The 19,890-nt window shown below is 60.2% G+C and carries 20 protein-coding genes and 1 pseudogene; 7 read left to right on the forward strand and 14 right to left on the reverse strand.

All coding sequences use genetic code 11. The features are described from left to right. Window position 1 precedes the first annotated feature (1 nt). Window positions 2-1,480, forward strand: a complete 1,479-nt coding sequence (locus tag B5520_RS18465; protein WP_176156918.1) for a ThiF family adenylyltransferase — start codon at window positions 2-4, stop codon at window positions 1,478-1,480. Between the two features lie 332 nt (window positions 1,481-1,812). Here the strand turns inward: B5520_RS18465 and B5520_RS18470 are convergent, their stop codons facing one another. The 5 genes and pseudogenes from B5520_RS18470 to B5520_RS22515 form a co-directional block, all read right to left on the reverse strand. Then, complete coding sequence (locus tag B5520_RS18470; protein ID WP_079598536.1) at window positions 1,813-2,394, reverse strand: recombinase family protein; 582 nt, start codon at window positions 2,392-2,394, stop codon at window positions 1,813-1,815. A 465-nt stretch (window positions 2,395-2,859) separates the two neighbouring features. Then, window positions 2,860-3,192 (reverse strand): hypothetical protein, encoded by a 333-nt coding sequence (locus B5520_RS18475; protein WP_079598537.1) that lies wholly within the window; start codon window positions 3,190-3,192, stop codon window positions 2,860-2,862. A gap of 235 nt (window positions 3,193-3,427) precedes the next feature. Continuing rightward, window positions 3,428-3,688, reverse strand: a complete 261-nt coding sequence (locus tag B5520_RS18480; protein ID WP_079598538.1) for a helix-turn-helix domain-containing protein — start codon at window positions 3,686-3,688, stop codon at window positions 3,428-3,430. Between the two features lie 349 nt (window positions 3,689-4,037). Continuing rightward, window positions 4,038-4,649 carry a hypothetical protein gene (locus B5520_RS18485; RefSeq protein ID WP_139386260.1) on the reverse strand — a complete coding sequence of 204 codons (612 nt, stop codon included), beginning with the start codon at window positions 4,647-4,649 and terminating at the stop codon, window positions 4,038-4,040. Window positions 4,650-5,126: 477 nt separating this feature from the next. Next, window positions 5,127-5,333, reverse strand: a pseudogene (locus B5520_RS22515) (helix-turn-helix domain-containing protein); the annotation flags it as partial. 902 nt (window positions 5,334-6,235) lie between these two features. Here B5520_RS22515 and B5520_RS18495 point away from each other — a divergent pair. Continuing rightward, entirely contained in the window at window positions 6,236-7,345 is a 1,110-nt protein-coding gene (locus B5520_RS18495) for a DUF3039 domain-containing protein (RefSeq protein WP_079598541.1), read from the forward strand. Window position 7,346: 1 nt separating this feature from the next. Here the strand turns inward: B5520_RS18495 and B5520_RS18500 are convergent, their stop codons facing one another. Continuing rightward, window positions 7,347-7,802 carry a helix-turn-helix domain-containing protein gene (locus tag B5520_RS18500; RefSeq protein ID WP_176156919.1) on the reverse strand — a complete coding sequence of 152 codons (456 nt, stop codon included), beginning with the start codon at window positions 7,800-7,802 and terminating at the stop codon, window positions 7,347-7,349. A 220-nt stretch (window positions 7,803-8,022) separates the two neighbouring features. Between B5520_RS18500 and B5520_RS18505 the strand changes: the two genes are divergently transcribed. After that, on the forward strand, window positions 8,023-9,252 hold the full coding sequence (locus B5520_RS18505; RefSeq protein ID WP_079598543.1) for a hypothetical protein: 1,230 nt from the start codon (window positions 8,023-8,025) through the stop codon (window positions 9,250-9,252). A gap of 196 nt (window positions 9,253-9,448) precedes the next feature. Here the strand turns inward: B5520_RS18505 and B5520_RS18510 are convergent, their stop codons facing one another. The 8 genes from B5520_RS18510 to B5520_RS18545 form a co-directional block, all read right to left on the reverse strand. Continuing rightward, window positions 9,449-9,769, reverse strand: a complete 321-nt coding sequence (locus B5520_RS18510; RefSeq protein WP_079598544.1) for a hypothetical protein — start codon at window positions 9,767-9,769, stop codon at window positions 9,449-9,451. After that, entirely contained in the window at window positions 9,769-10,401 is a 633-nt protein-coding gene (locus tag B5520_RS18515) for an AAA family ATPase (protein WP_015062035.1), read from the reverse strand. Before B5520_RS18515 ends, B5520_RS18510 begins: the two co-directional genes overlap by 1 nt. A gap of 655 nt (window positions 10,402-11,056) precedes the next feature. Next, entirely contained in the window at window positions 11,057-12,670 is a 1,614-nt protein-coding gene (locus B5520_RS18520; RefSeq protein ID WP_254865631.1) for a hypothetical protein, read from the reverse strand. 390 nt (window positions 12,671-13,060) lie between these two features. Further along, window positions 13,061-13,306 carry a hypothetical protein gene (locus tag B5520_RS18525; RefSeq protein ID WP_015062033.1) on the reverse strand — a complete coding sequence of 82 codons (246 nt, stop codon included), beginning with the start codon at window positions 13,304-13,306 and terminating at the stop codon, window positions 13,061-13,063. Window positions 13,307-13,378: 72 nt separating this feature from the next. Next, a complete protein-coding gene (locus B5520_RS18530; RefSeq protein WP_079598546.1) occupies window positions 13,379-14,842 on the reverse strand; it encodes a MinD/ParA family ATP-binding protein in 1,464 nt (487 codons plus the stop codon). 6 nt (window positions 14,843-14,848) lie between these two features. After that, window positions 14,849-15,364, reverse strand: coding sequence for a hypothetical protein (locus tag B5520_RS18535; protein WP_079598547.1), 516 nt, complete (start codon window positions 15,362-15,364; stop codon window positions 14,849-14,851). Beyond that, window positions 15,361-16,443, reverse strand: coding sequence for a CHAP domain-containing protein (locus tag B5520_RS18540; RefSeq protein WP_079598548.1), 1,083 nt, complete (start codon window positions 16,441-16,443; stop codon window positions 15,361-15,363). The genes B5520_RS18535 and B5520_RS18540 overlap by 4 nt, the downstream gene beginning before the upstream one ends. Window positions 16,444-16,479: 36 nt before the next feature. Beyond that, on the reverse strand, window positions 16,480-16,752 hold the full coding sequence (locus B5520_RS18545) for a helix-turn-helix domain-containing protein (RefSeq protein WP_011689726.1): 273 nt from the start codon (window positions 16,750-16,752) through the stop codon (window positions 16,480-16,482). A gap of 167 nt (window positions 16,753-16,919) precedes the next feature. On the opposite strand from B5520_RS18545, the gene B5520_RS18550 reads away from it, so the two are divergent. The 4 genes from B5520_RS18550 to B5520_RS18565 all read left to right on the forward strand — a co-directional run bounded on the left by B5520_RS18550 (window position 16,920) and on the right by B5520_RS18565 (window position 19,889). Continuing rightward, a complete protein-coding gene (locus B5520_RS18550; RefSeq protein ID WP_254865632.1) occupies window positions 16,920-17,513 on the forward strand; it encodes a DUF6668 family protein in 594 nt (197 codons plus the stop codon). A gap of 12 nt (window positions 17,514-17,525) precedes the next feature. Next, a complete protein-coding gene (locus B5520_RS18555) occupies window positions 17,526-17,834 on the forward strand; it encodes a hypothetical protein (protein WP_079598550.1) in 309 nt (102 codons plus the stop codon). A gap of 11 nt (window positions 17,835-17,845) precedes the next feature. Continuing rightward, window positions 17,846-18,571 carry a hypothetical protein gene (locus tag B5520_RS18560; protein WP_079598551.1) on the forward strand — a complete coding sequence of 242 codons (726 nt, stop codon included), beginning with the start codon at window positions 17,846-17,848 and terminating at the stop codon, window positions 18,569-18,571. 103 nt (window positions 18,572-18,674) lie between these two features. Continuing rightward, a complete protein-coding gene (locus B5520_RS18565) occupies window positions 18,675-19,889 on the forward strand; it encodes a hypothetical protein (RefSeq protein ID WP_254865633.1) in 1,215 nt (404 codons plus the stop codon). The last annotated feature ends 1 nt before the right edge of the window (window position 19,890 follow it).

A 19,890-nucleotide genomic window follows, 5' to 3' on the forward strand; every position in this document is an offset into this window, starting at 1 on the left:
CATGCGGTATTCCGTAGCGATGACCGGTGAAGTCGAAGCGGCCATGCGGGACCACCTCATCCGCGAGGACGGCCAGGAGGACGTGCTCGCCGCGACATATGTCCTTTCCACCGGCGTCGAGCGCACGACCGCTCTGATGAAGTCCGTTATTTTTCCTGGTGAAGGTGAGCGACATGTGCACGGGAACGCGTCGTTCACCAGCGGATACGTGCTTCGCGCCTCGAATGAGGCACGTGCCGCCGGCCATGGACTCGTACTGTTGCACTCTCATCCGGCCTCTCGCGGCTGGCAGCTTCTTAGCGACATGGACTGGGAGACGGAATCCGAGTATGAGCGCGTTGCCCGCGGGATTACGAAGATGCCACTCCTGGGGATGACACTCGGTGGTCGCGACACCTCATGGTCGGCCCGGTTCTGGTTCGACCGGAGCGCTCCGACCTGGGCGGAGTCGGTGCGTTCGGTGTTTCCGAAGCTGGCCGTCAGCTGGAACGACGAGATCCGTCGAATCCCCGGTATCACCCGTTCTCAGCAACGGACGGTCTCGTCGTGGGGCGAGCGAACACAAGGCTCGATCGCGCGCCTGCGTGTTCTCGTGGTCGGTGGCGGCAGCGTCGGCCTCGACGTCGCGCAGCGTCTCGCCGCTACGGGCCTCGCGACGGTCGGCGTGATGGACTATGACGCCGTTGAGACGGTGAACCTGGACCGCATGATCGGCGCGACCCGCCTCGACGCCGCACTCGGGCGGTCCAAGGTCGACGTCGCAGCGCGCTTGATGAAATCTGCCGCGACCGCAGAATCGTTCGAGGTCCATCACCACGAGGTCAGCATCACCGACCCAGTCGGCGTGAGCGCCGCGCTCGATTACGACGTCATCTTCTCCTGCGTCGACCGGCCCTGGCCGCGAGCGGTATTGAATGCACTCGCCTACACGGACCTCATCCCGGTCATAGATGGCGGAATAGCGCTCGACACCTTCCCGGATGGGCGCATGCGCAACGGCATCTGGCGCGCCCACACGCTCGTCCCCGGACGCCCGTGTATGGCCTGCCTCGGCCAGCTCGTCATCGGCGACATTCCATTGGACAAGCAGGGGCTACTGGATGACCCGGAGTACATCGCAGGAGCACATCGAGAAGCTCCCTCCCGCCAGAACGTTGCTGCGCTTTCCGCGAGCGTCAGCGCGGCACTTCTGGCACAGTTCGTCAGCCTAGCCGCCCACCCGGGCGGCCGCGGCGTCCCGGCACCGCTACGTCACGTCCTCTCCACGCACACCCTCGAGCACTCCCCCGCGACCTCCGGCCCCTACTGCCCTTACGAGAACGCTACGGCTGTAGGCGATACCCGCACCCCGATTGCTGAGTATCGCGAAGATTGGCGCGCCATCGTTCGCGAACGTGCGCTGAAGAAGAACTCCCTCCGCCTTCGCGCCCTCGCGGCAGCCGAGGATATCCTGCAGCGTGCGATCTCCCGACTCAGGTAGGGAGCACTGCCGCGGGGTCGATCAGTCATGGTCGGCCCCGCGGGGTCGTTCGCGGCAGGCCTATGGTGGTCGCTGCCAATGTCCCAATTCCTTCGCCTGGAGCCTCCCACTTCCTTAAAACCGGAACACCCCTCGGCGGGACACTGCCTCGGTGAGCGGATCTGTCATTTTCAGAAGTCGACTGCACTGGCGCCCACGGAATTCCGGGGTAGTGCAGACGAGTATGGACATTGAAATGTCAGAAGTGCTCTGCACGGAAAAGCACTCTGCTCAATAGTCCCCTGCACCAACAGCCATCTTTTTCAGAAGTCGCCTGCACCAACCAGCAGGCACTACTTCTTTGGAACCTCAGTCGCGCCTGCTGCCGGGACCCATCGGTAAAGGGTGGGCACGGAGACTCCTAGGGTGTCGGCGACCTCCCGGCGCGGTGTCCCCTGGTTGAGGAGCTTTCGGGCTGAGCGGACTTTTGCATCCGTCATGATGCGTTTGCGGCCGCCGACCCGTCCTTGTTCGCGTGCCGCCTGCAGTCCGGCCTGCGTACGTTCGACCATGAGCTCCCGTTCCATCTGGGCCAGGGAAGCCATGACGTTGAAAAAGAAGCGCCCGGAGACCGTCGTGGTATCGATCGCATCGGTGAGGCTGACGAACCCTACGCCGCGGTCGTTCAGTCCGCCGGCGAAATCCAGGAGGTCCTTCACGCTCCGGCCCAAGCGGTCCAGCTTCCACACCACCAAGGTGTCACCTTCGCGCAGGTTGTCCAGCGCCTGGTCGAGGCCCGGGCGCTGGGACTTGGTGCCGCTGATCGTGTCCTTGTAGATCTTGTCGCATCCCGCCTTCTGCAGGGCGTCGCGCTGCAGGTCCAGGTTCTGGTCCCGGGTGGAAACCCTGGCGTAGCCGATGCGGTGCGTGACCATGGGGTGCTCTCTTCTCAAAACTCGGTTCGGGGTCTTAGCTCGACTGTACCGATTCGAGAACTATTTGTGAGAACCGGGGTGGGCGTTGCCGCTTTTTCTTCGTCGCGCCAATTTTCCGCGGCAGGGACGTCGCGCCACTTCGATGAGTCATCGCTCCGCGATTCTCAATTCGATGCTTTCTCGTAATCCTTCGTTACCGAGAAGCGTCGGGGGTGCAAGGATTCCTCGGGCCAGGCATTCCTCCGCTCGACGACAAGCTGCCAAGTATTGAATCAGCGGTTGCCTTAGATGTCCTGTGGATCAGTCTGTGACTTTCAGCGATAAATGGCGGCTTTTTCGCAACCCTATTTGGCGCACAGTACAGCCCGCAAGGGGATCCCTCAGGAGACATAACGAAACGGAAAGGGGCCCTAAACGCTACACCTGCTCGTCCCACTTCCTTGGCTTCGGGACAAGGTTAATGATCTAGCGGTCGCCAGTCATCAATCGGCTAACCATGGCCCGCGCGTTCTCCGCACTGCCCCAAACCCACTCATTCGCGAAGCTGTAGACGCGAGCATCTTGCTGCGCCGCGACCCCCACGCCAAGCGCCGGCCGAGACTTGGCCATGCGGGCAACACTGGACTTACTCACTCCTGTTACCTGCGCGACCGCGCGTTGGGACATGCCCGAGTCGAGCAGAAGCGTGACGGCCTGGGCAATAGCCACCTCCGCAGCCAGGTTGGCTTGATGCGCAAGAAGCCGGGCTTGGGCAATAGCCGTAGTCGCGGTCTGTTCAATGTTCAGATCATCTGTCATGTTTCAAAGCGTACCGGATTCGCCCCAGCCTTGGGGCAGTCTGGGGGCGTAGCTGCTGTTCCATTTCCTTGGAACTGGGGCACACCCTGGTTGGACGTTCCGGATGTTGTCCTAAAACTTGCGCGCCACAATCAACCGTCACAGCTGCGACTTTCGTACGGCTACGAGTAGATGGGGAATCAGGGGAGCGGCTGCATCTGCCCCTATCGAGGGGGTATTCGAGAAGGACAAGGCATTACTGCGCGTAGTCGGCGTCGGGCTCGGAGTCATCCACAATCTCGCCAGAAGCGATGCGCTCCTCGGTGCGTCGGTATGCTCCGGCGATGTAGTCCTCGAGATCGTTGACCCCAATGCGCCACATGCCACGGCCTCCGATCTGAATCGCACGCAATTCCCCGGTCTTCAGCAGTGCCCGGATTTGATTCGAGCTCACGCTCAGCTCTTCGGCTGCCTGCTCGGTGGTCAAGAAGCGGCGTTTCTTCGGTTCCTCGGTCACCAGCTCATCCTATGTGCGGGATAGCCTGGCGCTGCCTGTGTAGCGGAGAGGCATTCCGGCGTCTCCTATCCCTAGGGTTTCGAGGCGCAGAGGTTTCGAGTAGACACTGAGCAGGCTGGAGAGGAGCCGGCCGTTTCAGAAGGAATGCCGAAAGGTTCGCGAGACAGCCGGGCCCGACAGAACCTGGTTAAGCCATTCATCCCAAGAGTGGTGCGCCCCGTTCGAACAGGCCACTAGATCCTGTCAGTTGTAGTTCATGAAAAGGCTGCGCGACCCTGTACGCGGGATGGAAGTCTGCGCCTTTGTCTCGAAACCCATCCTGCACCAAAGGTACCGGGTGCCCAATAAGTCAGCTTGCTGTGTTGCGCTTCGGGTTGGGCGCCCGCCGTTGCGGATGCTGACGGCTCCCAGCTACTTCGATGCTCTCAGTCTCATGTAAAGACTTGAGCATTTCCATATATTCCCTCGCGACCGGCGTTGTGTATGGTTCTTGCAGCGACTCTAAGGCTGTGAGACCCGTGATACGAAGCCGAGGGTAATGAGCGGCAAGAGAATAAATGGCGGCAACAGAAGCGTTTTGAGCTGCCGACCCAACCGGCAGGTCGAGAATTCCTAACTCACGCAAGGCTCGGTTCACTTCGTACAGTGCATCGAATTGGATAGTTACAAACCCATCTTTTATTTCGAGGAATTCTAACTTTTCAAACTTCTTGAGGAGGAAGTCCACAGCATTTTCGGAGAGCACATATCCACTCCTCCCATTGGCTGTCGTCATAAGATCACTAAAAAGTGAATGCAACCTCACTTCTGCCTCCAGCTCTGCGCTCTCCTGAGCCCTGGCTTCTGCCCTAAGTTTTATCCGGTAGTCCCGCAGGGAGAGCCATACACCAGTAGCGATGCTGATCATGGTTGCGGCACCACTTATAACCAGGATCCATTGCTGAACCATAGAAGTATCCAAGTCCGTACCCCTTCCCCTGGAGGTTACCGCGGGTTGTACTCGTGGCCCAGTCTAGAGGTGATGACACGATTGAACGTCTAGGCTGGAGGCCGCCGCACTGGGTTTCCGGTCCTACTCGCGCCAACCAACAAAATGTGAGGAGCCTGGCCCAATCTGTCTCTACAGCCGCGGGGCCGACAGCGGCTTCGCGTGGTTGGTGGACAGGTATAGCCGTTAGAGGCACAGCCGCTGTACAGGTTTGCACGGTTGCCCTTGGTAAGAACCAGAGGTGACCTTCCTCTAGCACCGCCAGCATTCGCAGAGCGTACGTATACTTCCCCCTGCCGCCTCTCAACCCTTGGGATACGAGGCGTCTCACCGATGTGGCTACACTCCCCTGCGCGGAGTCCGAGCCTGGGCTGTGACTTTCGGGGGTAAATGGCGGTCTTTTTGCGGCGCTATTTGGCGCGTTCCTAGCAGTCGGCACCGCGTCGGTCTTCAGATGGTGGGCCTTTGGAGCTCGCGGTACACCGTCGTCCGTGACACCCGGAACAGCTCGGCCAATTCAGCCTGCGTATGCTCGCCGGCGTCGTGCAGGGTCAGAAGATGCTTCCGCTGCGTCTTGGACAATTTGGGCTGCTTGCCTTTCAGCCGCCCCTTCGCTTTTGCGACCGCCATGCCCTCGCGGGTGCGCATCCGAATCAGGAACCGTAATGCCGCTTGGTAACCAGCAGCGGTAGTGGGCACCTCCACATCTGCCAGCCGTTGTCCTGCAGCGTCGATAACGGCGATGTGATGCGTGTCGGCATGCGTGTCGATTCCGCCGTAGACCTTAATTTGCTTCTCGTTCACCATGGAAACTGCGGCCTTCCTCGTTGTCGGCTGCGCAGCTCGGTGGGCGTCAGTCAGTTCACTATCGGGGACTCGCCAGACTCCTATCAGGACATGACGGCCTGCCGGGCTGCACTTCGAAAATGAGCCAGGTCGGCCGACAGGTCACGGGAAGGACAATCACCAGGGGGTGATGTCAGAAGAGCCGAGAGTCAGACCCGCCTCACCAGACCATCCTGCATCCAGCAAGCCGAGGCCGCCACGTCCATCAAGGAGCCAGACCAACCGGTCCACAACTCCATAGTGAAGGGCCGAACGAATCTTTCCTTTGCGTCCATCCCCGGCGCAGTAGGGCACTAATCCTTGGCGCTGTGGCCTTGGCGGCTGCTGTCCTAGGTGTTGTGAACTTAAGGGACCCCATTTTTCCCCGAGAATCTTGCGGACGTGGCCAAGAGAGAGTCGGTACATCTGGTCTCGCAGATGACTAAGCCGACTTCGCCTCGGGTGGGTTGAAGCAGGAGCTTTCTCTCACGCCAGCGGCTATGGCGGCAGGTGGCTTCGCTTATGAAACCCACGTGTTGCCTTGGGGCGGATCGAGAACTTGCGCCCAACTTCCCAAACGGTCGTTTTTGAACTACGCCTGAGCAGACCTATACGTAGGTCGGGGGCCGGACATGCGCGCCAGCCACCCCTCCGCCTGGAATATACAACAGAAACGGCCACGATAAGGGGGTCGCCAGAGAAGAAGTGTCTGACAGAGGAAGTAGATTGAGACGATGACTTGGCCTACACTCCGTCTACTCGCTAGCCTCAAGAACGGCTGGACCGACAAGTATCATGAAGCGCTCGTCGCCCGTAGCGCATGGAGCGAAATGCCAGCCTTCACGAAACTGGGGCATCCCGCAATTCAGGCATGCCAGGACTTCTCCGATAATCCCGCTAGCGACAAATATGAGGAGCACAAGGGATCAACCAGGACGGCAGGCTACAAGGTCATCGAGGCGAGAGACACAAGCAAAGGACCGGCGTGGCGGACTGCCATGATCAAGATGCATGGCACGACATGGGGTGTTTTCGCTGACACCCACGATAAGTTTCACGCCAGCGCTCCGAACGCCTTCAAGCGCAAGGAGTACCTAGAGCCTTCAGAAGATGACCTAGCCATCCGCGAAATCAAACTTACGGAAGACGAGACCTACGCTGCCATTGAAAATTGGCAACGTGACCTGGTTCGGACGATGCTAGATGTATTCCGTGAGGCTTACCTTTTGGAAGGCTCGGAAGGTGATGAAGTCACCAAACCCCTCCCCGAGCCGCCCGCTGATCTGCTTCCCGACGGCGTAGATGGATTGAACGCGAGTATCACTCTGACTGTCATGCGAGAGAGCGAGGAGGACAGCAGCTTTGATGAGGCCCATAAAGAGCAAGACGACGCAATCGAGCTGGGGGTTTCATTTGAGCCTTGGAAGGTTGACGAGGTCCTTAAGGATCTAATCCTGTCTGCAGTTCTGCCTGTTATAGACCCAGACGAGGAGAGATGGACCAAAGACGCCGGGTACTACAGCAAGAACGGTGACCTGTGTTTTTCATATTTCATATCCGTCGCGCGGGCGTCTCAGCTGATCTACTCAGCGGAGTCCGATGAGCAAACGGACGAAGCACCCAAGGAACCACAGGCAACCCAGTCTGCCCATTACGTCGTTCGCAACGAGGTAGTGGCCTCCGTGGTCGAGAAGCGCGCCATCCGGTCCGTATGCGGGTTTTGGTTTGTTAGTTCCAGAGTGCCCGAAGGTTTTCCCATCTGCGAGGAGTGTATAGATGCGCTCCCGGAAGCCTCCGCAGTTCACAGGTTCCTGAGACAAAGGACGTCCGGGAGCGCAGGGTAATTCAGTAGCCCAACGACTTTGCGCGATCCGGGTCAACGCCTGCACTTCGCGCAACCAAAGCGCGCTTCGACGAATCTCGACGGGCAAAGGATGCAGCAACGTCATGGGACGCGCGCTCCTTGCGCTTCAGAAACTCCGTGATCTCCGAAAGGGGAATACGGCGGTCACGTTGACCGACAATTTCTGCTGTAAGTTCACCACGCTTGATCAGCGCCATGACGTGAGGGCGACTGACCTGAAGTATCTCAGCTGCCTCTTTTGGCGTCAGCTTTCCGTCTTGGGAGATAACGTTGAGGTCAAAACCTCGACGTACTGAACGCAGGATATGTTGGAGCTGATGAGCCAACTCCGAGTTAGGCAGCGTCGCCAGCACTCGTTCGACTTCATTAATTTCTTCATGTTCAACGTCTTGCGCTCTGATGGTCTGCACCGTCTCTTGCGCTCTAATCGTCTGCATTATCTCTCCTCCCTGGGAGTCGCGAGGCCCTCCTCGCTTCTGTATGGCAGATAAGACAAATGTAATAGATGAAACGCTCAGCACGAAAGTATGTGACGAAGGACACACAGCGCCTGGTGCCGAGAGTCGACTCCGCTTCTGCTCTCCCGATTCAGAGACGCGCAGATAGAGGGCAGTCGGGCATGAGTCCATTTTAAACCCTGGCATGAATAATCGAGATATGAGAACTGGCCGAAGCCGGGATACGCTGGGCCTCAACGAGTTGCAGAAGAGGGCTCGTCAGCCCGCATCGGCCCAAGGCGGAGCTGTCAGGACAATCCGCCTGCCCCTAGATGCGCGGCTGCAGGGGTCACGATATGTGCAGTTTGGCCGACAAACTGAGCTAGCAGTAGCCAGATCGTCGAAAGCACTGCAGAGTGATTTGAGCTTCGAGCATCTCGAGAAGGTCGAAGACCTTTTGTGGGAACTGGCTGTAGACGCACGCATCACCCCCGACCATGATGTAGCCGCCACATTCTCAACGCGGAACTCTCGCCAAGTCATAGAAACTGTATGTTTCATTCCAGTGCACCGGCTGAGTTTTGAGGAGGAAATTCAGCTACAGGATGTGCTTTTTCTTCCCGCTACTGACGCGCGAGTCCCAACCGCGGACAGTTTCCGGGAACACGAAGGCCCCTTTAGATGCGTAGCCATGGTCAATGCTGCTGGCACCAACTACGAAAAGATGGCCGCACGCGCCCGCGAAAAGGCTGCGAGTGTTCTTCGGCTACTTCGCACCGATCTAATCGGACGAAGCATCCCTTCGATGCAGCTTCGCTTCAGACTCGGCACTTCGTATACCTTCCCTGGCGAACTCCGTGGGTGGAACAGCCGGCCGGACTCGTCCTATGACCTAGAGCTTTCCTCTGCCTCGCTCTCCGACATAGACATTGACCGATACAACGATCTCGATCCCGAGTCTAGGAATACTTTGCAGATCAAGGCAGATATTGCCGTCCGTTGGATGGAAAGGGCACGATTTACGGGCGAACCCGTGATCGAAGTTCTATACCTAACGTTTGCCCTCGAAGCCCTCTTGGGGGACACGCAGGCAGGGTTGAAGAGCGGCCTGATCGCGCGTCGACAACTCATGCTCAGCCACATTATGACCGGGATGATTCCGCACCCTGACCAAACGATCATGCTGTACGGGGAGGTAAGATCCAAAGCGGTCCACGGCGAGACTGCGCGTGAGATCAGCAGTCAGGAGGCCGCCGCCTTCCATCTTGCAGTGAAGAACGCATTTGATCAGTATCTAGACTTGGCTAGTCGAGAAAACATTCAGACGCAGTCCAAGCTCACGACGCTGCTGGACAAGCACGATGAACACGAGACGCTCGTGGAATGGCTTGCACTCAATGGTGGTCCCGAGTGGGCCAAGTATTTTAGATCCCAGAAACGGAATCACTAACCGGTCACTCGCCCCGCACCCGTGGTTCGCCGCTATTTGCGGCGGCCAGAAGGCCGCCGGCTTCCATAATCGGTCGTTTTTGACCGGCCATTTGGATGCACTCCAACACGCGTTTAGTACCGCAGGCCAACTATCTTGTGACTGCTATGAAGTTGCTATCAACTTGATAGCAACTCCACAGACCCGGGTGGCTTACTTACTCGTAACTGTCGCGGACCTGCTCGAGACCGATTCTAAGAGCGCGCAATGCCATCGGATGCTTCTTGCGGCCTTCCAGCTTCGCCACGTCCGCAAGTAAGTCCATGAGCTCACGGTCCTCGTCAAAACGAAGCAACATCGTTCTGGCAGTCCCCTTGTCCCTCGAATCACTAAGTCTGGGCGTGACACTGGGCCTGGCTGGAATTCCGCGCTCAGCGCTGACAGCCGGCGAGGTCAATAGTGGTTCAGCGGCATTGCCAAACGCCTCGATAGCCTCGTCCCTAGCCTTCTCGGACGCGGATCGTTTCTTGATTGCCACTACCCCATCAACTCCTCTACCAGCCCACGGATTTCCCTCGCAGCTTTAGGGTTCTTCCACTCAACAACTCCGAGCCCCTCCCCCACCACGTCTCGATAAGCCTTGCGCTCGTACAGAACGGTTCGCAGTGGTTCGATACTCGGATAGTCGGAAAGGTAATCCCTGGCGTCGCCACTTTCAGATTCGAACGCGTTGGTTGATACCCGCGTAAGAGCCCCCCTGACTCGAAGGGAGGGATTGAAGTCACGGGCAGTTTCGATCAACCTATCGACAGTCGCGAGTGTGTCGAGATCAAATTGGCTCGATTGCGTCAGGATCAACAACTGATGGGCCGCAGTCATGGCTGTGCGCATCTCCTTGCTGTCCTTCCCTGCCACATCGACAAGGACAACGTCATAGCTCGTATCCAGTTCACGCAGTGTCTCGTGCAGGCTGCCAAGTTTCTCCACTACAAAGATGCGAGGTTCATGCCCGGCCTCTTCGCGGTCTACGGCCCAACGAGCAGTGGACCGCTGTCGGTCACCGTCCACGACCGCTATGCGCATCCCCCGCTTCGCCAGCTCAACAGCAAGGTTAGTTACAACCGTGGACTTGCCTACGCCGCCCTTTTCGCTACCCACAACAATGATCATGCCTCCAACCTAACGCCGAGGCTGATAGCAAAAGGCTAGCGACACGCTACCTGTTTGATAGCACTATGAAAGCAGTATCAAATAGGTCGAATCGGGATCAGGTCCTCCGCAACAGTGATAGCAGTTTCAAACTGCTATTACTTCAATATCAAAATGATAGCCTCGACGAGCGACGAAGGCCCAAGGCCGCCGGCAAGCCCAAGCTCAAGCTCAGCCGTTACTCACCCCCCTGACTCGAGATCATGCGCATATCGAATACTGCTCCGCGCGCTACTAAATCGCTATTGAATCACTATCAATTTGCTAGTGACTGTGAAACGGGGGAGGGGCAAGCTGGCAACTTCGGAGAGAGAGTGATTTGCTAGCGAAACACTACTTATTCGATAGCACTTTGAAAGTAGTATCAGTATGCGAGCGGCGGACCAATGTGTACCCCGGGTCCTAGGAGCAGTTTCAAAGTGCTATCGAACCACTACACAACCGCGGCTGAGGATCAACCTCAAACTGCTGGACGAGCGTAAACTCGACCCAATCGTCACCCACGCGCAGTAGGGATGCCGGACCAACTTGAACGCTGTGCTAGCGCAAAGCTACTAAAGAACTATCGGATCGCTAGCATTCTGGTAGCTAGCAGCGAATCAACTGCACCAGAGACCTATGCCGGCTGAGCAATTCGCCACACTGCCGCATCATCCGGGGGTAGCCAATACTCATCCCTTTCAGGATCAAACAAGTCGACCTCAGCGATCCCAAGCTGCAGTGGCTTGAACCTATCAAGGTAGGCATGCCAGATCGCGCGTTCGTGACGGTTCCGGCGGATGTGGTCAAGGTAGTCGTCGAGCACTCCGAGCCTAGCGGCGAGCATGCGGAGGTTCACTGAAGTGGTTTGCCACGTTCCACCGTGGCGCTGGATCATGCCGAGTGTCTCCATCTCAGCCAATGCGGCCGAACAGGCGTTGCGGCTGACACCACTGTTGCGGGCTACTTCCGCGGTGGTGGGGGAGTGGCGCCCGCGTTCGATTGCCTCGTAAGCAAGGGCAGCCACGTCTCCCAGGGCCCGAAACACCGGGCGGATGGCGTGGATCTTTCCTTTCCGCCACGTTAGTTCCCGTGCAAGTTGTTGGTAGTGCTCGGGAAGTTGAATGAGGTAAACATCGGCCGCTTTCTGACGTGCGTCGGCGATCTTAGTGAGGATCCCATCAGAAGCTTGAACCAGGATGGGTAGCAGCCTGGCGATGGTGACGTGATGTTTGCCCATCGCGACAGCAAGAGTGCGGCAACCGACATCAAGGATGTCCGTTTCTTTAGCCCGCATGTATCCCAACAATCCGCGGATCAGTAGGCGGAGGCTGAGGCCTTCGCGACCGCGTTTTTGGAGTCTGTGGTCGAGGACTGCATAAAGAACATTTTCCAAGTCGTTCACGAGTTGATGTACAGCAGCACTGCTGGGTTTGCCTGCCCCCCCGGTGGTTAAAGTGGGGCTTGTGTTGTTAATAAGTGCACTCCTTTCCCTGCGATTACGGGGGAGCGGTTTTCGCGTGCTTGAAGCTGCGCCGGTGAAGGCCTGGGCTTTGGCCCACTCGTAAGGAAGGAGCCTTGCCTGGCGTTCTGCAGATCCGTAGAGGGCAGCTAGGCCCGGGAACTGGCCGACGAGTTCGTTTTCTACGTGCTGCAGGGACCAGCCACAGGCACTGAAGTGGTTCAGCACGGCCATTCGGGCCTCGGACGGGCCCTTGAACTTAGCCGTGTCGTACAGACCGGTTCGCGCGACCCGTCGCAGCGGGGTCTCACTACTGGATTTCAGTGAGAGCGCCGGTAGCCCGGCGGTCCGTTGAGCGGCCATGGTCTTCATTTCTCGGGCCTTGAGTGCGCGTTTGCGGGCCAGTTCCGGCGCCAACGCCGTACGCAGCTGCACTAAGCCCCGTGCTGGGTTGCGGCGGCGCAAGATGTCGTACGCCTGGGACAGGGGAGTGATGAGGGTTTGGTGGCCACCGGACTTGTGGATCGTTCCTGGGACACGGATGCACCCGTCTGTGATGTTCTGGTGGGGGCTCGGGTCAAGACTGGTGGCCATAAGGGCTAGCGCTTCAACCAGTTCCCGGGCCTCGGCTGCGTCCATCCGGTCGTGCAGCGGCACGTACAAGTGTCGTCCACCGCTGGGGGAGAAATCCTCCACGAACCTCATGTCGCACTCCGACAACAATCGGCCCACCCGGACCGCGTCCGAGTCCACCACGCCCTTCAGCGCCTTCGAGGTATCAAAGTCCAAGCACAGCGTGGAGACTCGGCCATCCGTGCCGTGCACCATTACAGCAGCAGGATGTCCCGGCAAAGAACGAGTGATCTTCGGCTCATTTTTCGGCCGAGGATATTGAAACCTCTGCCCAATCCACCGCCCCAACCGGTACGAAGGCGCGCCAGCAATCAGCGGAGCAAGACCCCATGCATCTTCCGGTCTGGGACGTGGAGCGACACTCACAAGGGCATGCGTTGACGTCAATACCGGTTCCGGTACCATAAGGACAGTAGTTCCTTTCGAGGTAACACAAATGGCACCCACAGCGTGGGTGTTGTAACAGCTCGGATCCGGATCTTGGCGGATGAGGGATCTGAGCGAAGGATTAGGAAGGTCCCTCCTTTTAGGAGGGGCCTTCTTCCGTTAGGAAGCCTTATCGATAGGCAGGGCTCCTTGTTCCTGGTAGTCGTCTATGTCAGGCCAAATAGGCAACCCGCGAGCATCCAGCCGGATGCTCATCAGGAGGCGTTCGGCTGCCTGTCCTTTGGAGAGCCCCATGTGGGTGGCAAGACGTTCCACCAGAGCCTTAGCATCGGCAGCAACGTCAACTTTGAGGACGACGTTGCCGGCCCCTGTACCCCGTACGCGTCTGTGGATGGCTGTACTCATAAGCCCGAGCCTATAGGTACCGGTACCGTTAACTGCGCGGCCCGTTCGGCGTGTCGTTTCCATTAGACGAGGTCAGAAGCCTTTGGCCACCGCGGCAGCCGCGGCGAGCCAGGCGCGTTGGGTGGCGGGTTGGAGGGCCTCGTAGCGGATGGGTCCGTTGACCAGGGCGGGGTCGTAGGGGATGCGGACGACCGCGCGCACGTGCGGGGTGAATCCTTCGGCAATCCTGCGAGCTTCGTCCTTGGCGCGTTTGAGCGCGTCGCCGCTCATGCTGCGCTTGGCATCGGTGGACTCTGACACGATCACGACGGCGTTCCGTGCCAGCTCGGCGTCGTGGCCGCCGCGGGATTCGAGCGTTTGGAGGGTCAGGCGCGCGGCTTCGGCGCGGTCTTCAATGGCGGTGACCGGGACCACGAGCTGATTGGTGTGGTGGATCATTCGCCGCCAATTCGCGGCGCGGGCCGTGTTTCCGGAGTCCATGACGACCAGACGGTAGTAGCGGGTGAGTACCTGGTGGGCGATGTCCACCTCCTCTGCGGTCACTTCGTGGTCGCCCTCCTCGTTCTCGTCTGAGCGCAGGACGTCGAACTTGTCCGAGGTCTGGTGGTGGACGAACTGGGCGATTTCTGCTGCTTGGGCGCTGGGGGAGAGCAGCGCCTTTGATGAGTCGATGAGATCCAGGACGCTGTTGTTGTGGCCGCCCTTTTCGGTGCGCCAGCCGAGCGTGCCCTGTGATTCGTTGTTGTCCCAGGCCACGGTCGCTGCGCCGCTGTAGCGGGCCAGGATCGCGCTGAGCATCACGACGGTGGGGGTCTTGTTCGCTCCGCCCTTGCGGTTGACGACAGCTACGGTGCGGGGGCCGGGCCAGTGCTGGCTCACTGTGCGGATATCTTCCCGTTCGGCCAGTTCCTCGGCTGATGGGTCCATGCGGAAGCCCAGGCGGCTGAGAACGCCCCGCCAGCCGCGCGTGGCCGGCTGGAGCACGGGCGCGCTAATGAGGAACGAAGTGTCTTTGAGGCTGCGCCGAGTGGCAGGCTCCACGGCGGCTGCTGTGGCAGCCGGTGCGGGCCCCTCGGCGGGAGCGGCTGTAACGGCTGCGCCGAATGTCACCGGCGCAGCGTCGGCAGCTTGTGCCGGCGCCTCCTCGGACGGAGAGGAAGCAGGGACCGAAACAGGCGTAGGTGCAGGCGCGGCCGTGGTCGTGGCCTTGGCCGTTTCGGGCGAAGGGGATGCCGTAACGGGCAGACGGTCCTGCTCCCGCTTCGGGGTGGGCTTGATCGGAGCGGCCTCGCTGACGACGCCCTCGGGGGAGACGATTATGAGGCCCTGCCCGTCCGGGTCGGTGGTGCTGACGCGGACGGGTCGGCCGAGCTGAGCAGCGGTTTCAGTGATCATCCGTAATGCATCGCTAAGGACGGCGGCTTCGTCGGCGGCCTCGATCGCGTGGGAGGTCCCGTTGATGGTGACTTCGCCGGTTCCGTTGGTCCGCAGAACGGCGTTGATCTTGGGGAAGTCGAGCGCTTGAGTTTCCATCATCTGTCCTTACTTTGTGCCGTTCGGGGGCGTGAAACGGTTGACCTGCCAGGGTTTGTCGGCTGCGCTGCGGAGCAGTTGCACGTCGTAGTCGCCGGCGTCGGTGGGAAAGACGATATGGCAGCCGAAACCGTTGTTCTCATCGATCCTGAGCTGGCCCGTTCCGGTGATCCTGGTGGCCGGGATGTTGGCCGGGTCAACGTATTGGTAATCAGCGGTTGCTTGGGCGGTCAGCAGCTGCCCGAGCTCCTGGATCCATTGTTTGTCCGGGACCGTGGGACGGGCGTAAAGCGTCATGGCCTTGGTCGCGGTTTCCAGCGCGGCTGTTTTGCTTGCCTCGTCCCAGGCGACGCCCAGGGTGGCCGGTGCTGTGCCGCCGGGAGCTTGCGGCTTGCCGCCTGCGCTGAGCGTGGCCGGGCTCGCGGCGGAAGCACTGGGCAATGGTTCCGCGGGTGTTGTGCTGGATACCGGCGCGCAGGCCGTGCACACAAGCAGGGCCGCGAGGGCTGTCAGGGCGCTTTTCATGGTTCCTCCGGTGAGTCGCTGCCGGGCAGGTAGAGAAAGGCGCTGGGAGTGCCGTTCTCTACGGTGCGGGTGTAGTAGGTGTGGTCATTCGGGGCGGGGTTGCCGTTGTAGCCCTCTTCCAGGAAGCTTCCGTCACCGTTGACGGCTTTGACGACGGCGACGTGCCCGTAGGTGCCGTCTGCGCCTCCGGTGCCGGGGGAGTACCAGACGACCGCGCCGACACGGGGTTTTCCACCGGTGGGCCAGCCCTTGGCGTCCCACCCGTCTTTCCAGGTAAGGGCCGAGCCGAGCACGGCACCGTCAGGCCGGAACGTGCCGTTCAGGACCTTGTAGGGGGCGGTGGTGCTGCCAAGCTGCTGGTTGACACGCCAGAGGGCGAAGTCGACGCATTCGCGGTTGTACATGCCCAGCGGGGATGGCTCGTATATCTTGGCCGTGCGCCACGGCAGATCATCGTCTTTGCCTGATTGGCCCGGGATCCCGCAGGAGCTTTCCCCGCCGACATCGGTGATCTGAACGTCGGCCAGGGCGGCGACGACCTCGACGGCGGCCGCCCAGTAGGACTGATAGTGGAACGGGTCGGCGTTGCGCTGGACCCGGTGCGCGGCCGTGGTGGGTTCGAGCTGTTCCCACCCGCCGACCTTCTGCAGGGCGGTGAAGAAGTTCGTGGCTGAAGTCGTTGGGTTCATGCGGTCCGGGTAGGTTCCCCATGCGCCGTTGTCGCGCTGCTGGAACAGCCCCCGGGAGTCAGGGCCTGGGCCGTCGCCGTAGTCCAGTACACGCAGCCCGGATTCACCCATGGCCGTCATGACACCGATCGTCTGCCCCCGGGCAGACAGGCCAAGGGCTTTGCCTGCGTTGATGACCAGGGCCGCGTTCTTCAGTTGATCGCCCTCGTACCCGGCGACAGCGACCTTGGGCAGCTGGCCTGCGTCAACGCTGACGCTGGACCCGGTCGGTGAGCAGAAGTCGGCAGCGGCCTGAGAGCCCCCGCCGAACAGGATCATGGACAGCACCAAGCCGACGGGTGCGAGGACGGCGCCGGCGACCAGCGCAGGCGCGCTCGTTCGTGATTGCATGTGTCCCCCTCACATCTGATCGTCAGCTGCTTCGCCCTAGGGCTGGTCCTCGTCGTTCACTTCTGGTGTCTGGCCCTTCCTCAGCGTGTTCCGGTTCTCCCAGACCCAGTCCTTGACTTGATCTCTGGCGATCAACCATGTCTTCTCGACTTGGTAAGCAGGAATCACTCCGGTTTGGAGCCAGCGGTAGACGGTGTTTCGGGACAACCCGAAGATCTCTTCGAGGTCCTGAGGCGTAAGACGCTCCGGGTACTTGGCGAAGAGTGCTTCCAGGTACTTGGGGTCCACGCTCAGTCCGTCCCACCGCATAGAGCCATCCTAGACCACAAATTGGTACTGTGATGTACTGGAAGTGACTGAAAGGTACTAAAGCTGTTGTTGGGGGTCACTTTTGGCCTTTCGTGTCGGATGGTACCGATACGATCTTTGCGGACATTAGTAGGGGATGTGAAATGCCGGTCTCAAAGAATCGCTGGGTGACGCTCGGCGCAGAAACTATCGACGAACCCGTTTCAGCTATCCCGGAAGAGCCGCCTTTCGTCCCTACGGGGGCGACCAGGCCACAGCTGAGTGTTCCGCAACCGGACCAAGCGGACCGGCTTCCCCGCAGGAACGTCGCGGGGAGGGAACCGGGTTTCTGGTGGCTTGGCGTGCACGGCGGCGCGGGTGAAACATCGCTTGCCCGGCTGGACAAGAACACACGGGCCGCCGAGCATCACTGGCCTTTGAGGGCCGCCGGATCCGTGATCGTCCTGGTTGCCCGGTCCAATATCCCGGGCCTTCGTGCGGCACGGCTGGCTGCAACTGAATGGGCTTCCGGTTCTCTTCCCGGGATCCATCTCGCCGGCCTGGTGGTGATGGCTGACGCTCCCGGACGGCTCCCCAAAGAGATCCGCGACTTCGCCCGCGTCGTCGGCGGGGGAGTGCCCCACATGTGGCACTTCCCCTGGGTGGACGCATGGCGTTACGGCCACGATGTCGCCGCCGAGGAACTTCCCAAAGAAGCCCGCACCACCCTTGAACAGGTGCACATCGCAATAACGGCCACCGCCGGACTCCCGGCCAAGTAGAAAGAAGAAGCAATGCACTTCGAAGTCCTGAACATCGCGACCGATGTTCTGACCCAGGTCACTCCGCCACCAGGCGGGGGGATTCCCAACCCGGGCACGGGCGAAGCACCTCCAGGATCTGAAGGCGTGCTGACGATCCTCAAGTGGCTCGCATGGACCGTCTTCGGCCTTGCCGTCGCGGGCATCCTGATCTGTGCCGGAACGATGATGGTCAACAACAAACGCGGCCAGGGTGGTGAACATGCCGGCGCTCTGGCGTGGGTCCTGGGCGGGTGCATCCTGGCAGCCTCCGCTGGCGGCGTCGTAGGCGCCCTGGTCTAAGGAGCCGAGCCATGACTGAACCGACAGTGAACGAAGACCAGAATCCGCTGACCCAACCTAAGTTCATCATCTCGGCCGTTGTCGTGGCGATCATTGTCGCGCTCGGGATCATCCTGGCCCTGGTTCCCCGAGGTGGCGGAACGTCGTCCCCTGAACCGAGCACCACCAGCACGAGCACCAGTAGCGGCCAACCTACCGCGACATCGGCGGCCAGCATATGCGGCCTGCCTTCTGGTGACCAGGACAAGCCAGCCACCGCACCCACCGACACCAAATGGGAGCTGATCGGCAAGATCGCCGCCCCAACATCGCCCGCGCAATTCGGCCCCGGCAAGACCGACGCCAACGGCCTCCGCTCCTGCTTCGCACACTCACCAACAGGGGCGCTCTACGCGGGGGCAAACATGATTGTCCTCGGGAGTTCTGGACGCCCCGACCTGTTGGCACAGCATCTCGTGGTCGAGGGGCCGGAACGAGACAAGATGCTGTCGGAGCCACCGACCAGCGCCCCAACGACGGCACCGTTTCAGATCGCGGGCTACAAGGTCGTGGACTACTCCGGCGATCGCGCCGTCATTGAATACGGCCTCACAGCAGCAAACGCCAGCGTAGGGTCAGTGCCCGTTGCAATGCAGTGGCAAGGGGGAGATTGGAAATGGGTTCTGCCAGCCACGGGCATGGCAGAAGCACGACAGCTTTCTGATTTGAATGGGTTTATTAGTTGGGCGGGTGCCTAACTTGTTTCCGGCCAACGAGAACGGTCAAGCCTGCAAACCGTGGGAAGTTGGATGCGTCGTTTCAGACTGGGCGAATGATCGTGCCAATGACGCGGTCAAGAACATGGCTCAGGCAGTCGCAGACGCTGTGGGAAACACGGTCAAGACGCTGGGGACGTTCTGGGTCGATGTGGGAACTCCCGCCCTAACCGCAGCCCCGGGAGGGTCTACCGCGAGTGATCCGGTGTTGTTTCTGCAGAACAGTCTCTACTTCTGGACAGCTTCGCTGGCTGTGATGTCCGTGCTGGTGGGTGCGGGGAAGATGATGATCGAACGCAGGGGTGCTCCCTTGCGGGATCTGGTGCGTTCGCTGGCGACTTTGATCGTGGTCTCCGGAGCTGGCGTGGTGGCCGTGGGATTGCTGACGGTCGCGGCCGACCAGTTCTCTGCCTGGATCATCACTAACTCAACGAACGGAACGTCGTTCAACGAAAACATCACGGCTCTTCTGGCGCTTTCGGCCACCAGCCCGATCGGGTCGATCATGATCATCCTCCTGGGGCTGATCGCGATCCTGGCCTCGGTAATCCAGATCGTCCTCATGATCATCCGTGGTGGCCTGCTCATCATCCTGACGGGGATCTTCCCTACGGCTGCAGCTTTCAGCAATACCGAGGCCGGCAAGGGCTGGTTTCAGAAGTGCACAGCTTGGCTGATCGCCTTCATTCTCTACAAGCCCGCGGCCGCCATCGTCTACGCGACGGCTTTCCAGCTCAGTGGCAGCGAGATCTTCGGGAACGTTAGTGACGGCAAGGACTTCGGCTCCGCGCTGCTGAGTACGGTCACCGGACTGGCTCTGATGGTCATTGCCCTGTTTGCCATGCCGGCCCTTATGCGGTTCGTCACCCCAATGGTTGGTGCTGTCGCTGGCGGCACTGGGGCCATGGCTGCAGGAGCAGTCGGCGCACTGGCTTCGGGTGCGATCAGCTTGGGTATGGCTGGGCGAGGCGGCGGGTCATCCACTAACTCGACGACAACCAGCGACACATCGAGCCAGAACCCTGGAGCGGAGGGCCCCTCGGGGACTGGGAGCCAGGGAACGGCAGGAACGTCCGGCACGGCAGGAAAGAACAGCGGCCACGGTGGAGCCACTGGCGCGGAAGCATCTAACGGTTCGGGGAGTGCTGCTTCAGGCAGTGGAGCGGCTGCCAGCGGTGCAGCTGCCGCCGCGGGTGCAGGCGGTGTCGCCGTACTGGCCGCACAGAAGGGCGTTGAAGCAGGCCAAGCCGCTTCAGGGGCCATCAACGACATAAGCGAAGAATCCACGGGGGGTGCCTGAG

Source organism: Arthrobacter sp. P2b, assembly GCF_900168295.1.
Taxonomy (GTDB): domain Bacteria; phylum Actinomycetota; class Actinomycetes; order Actinomycetales; family Micrococcaceae; genus Arthrobacter.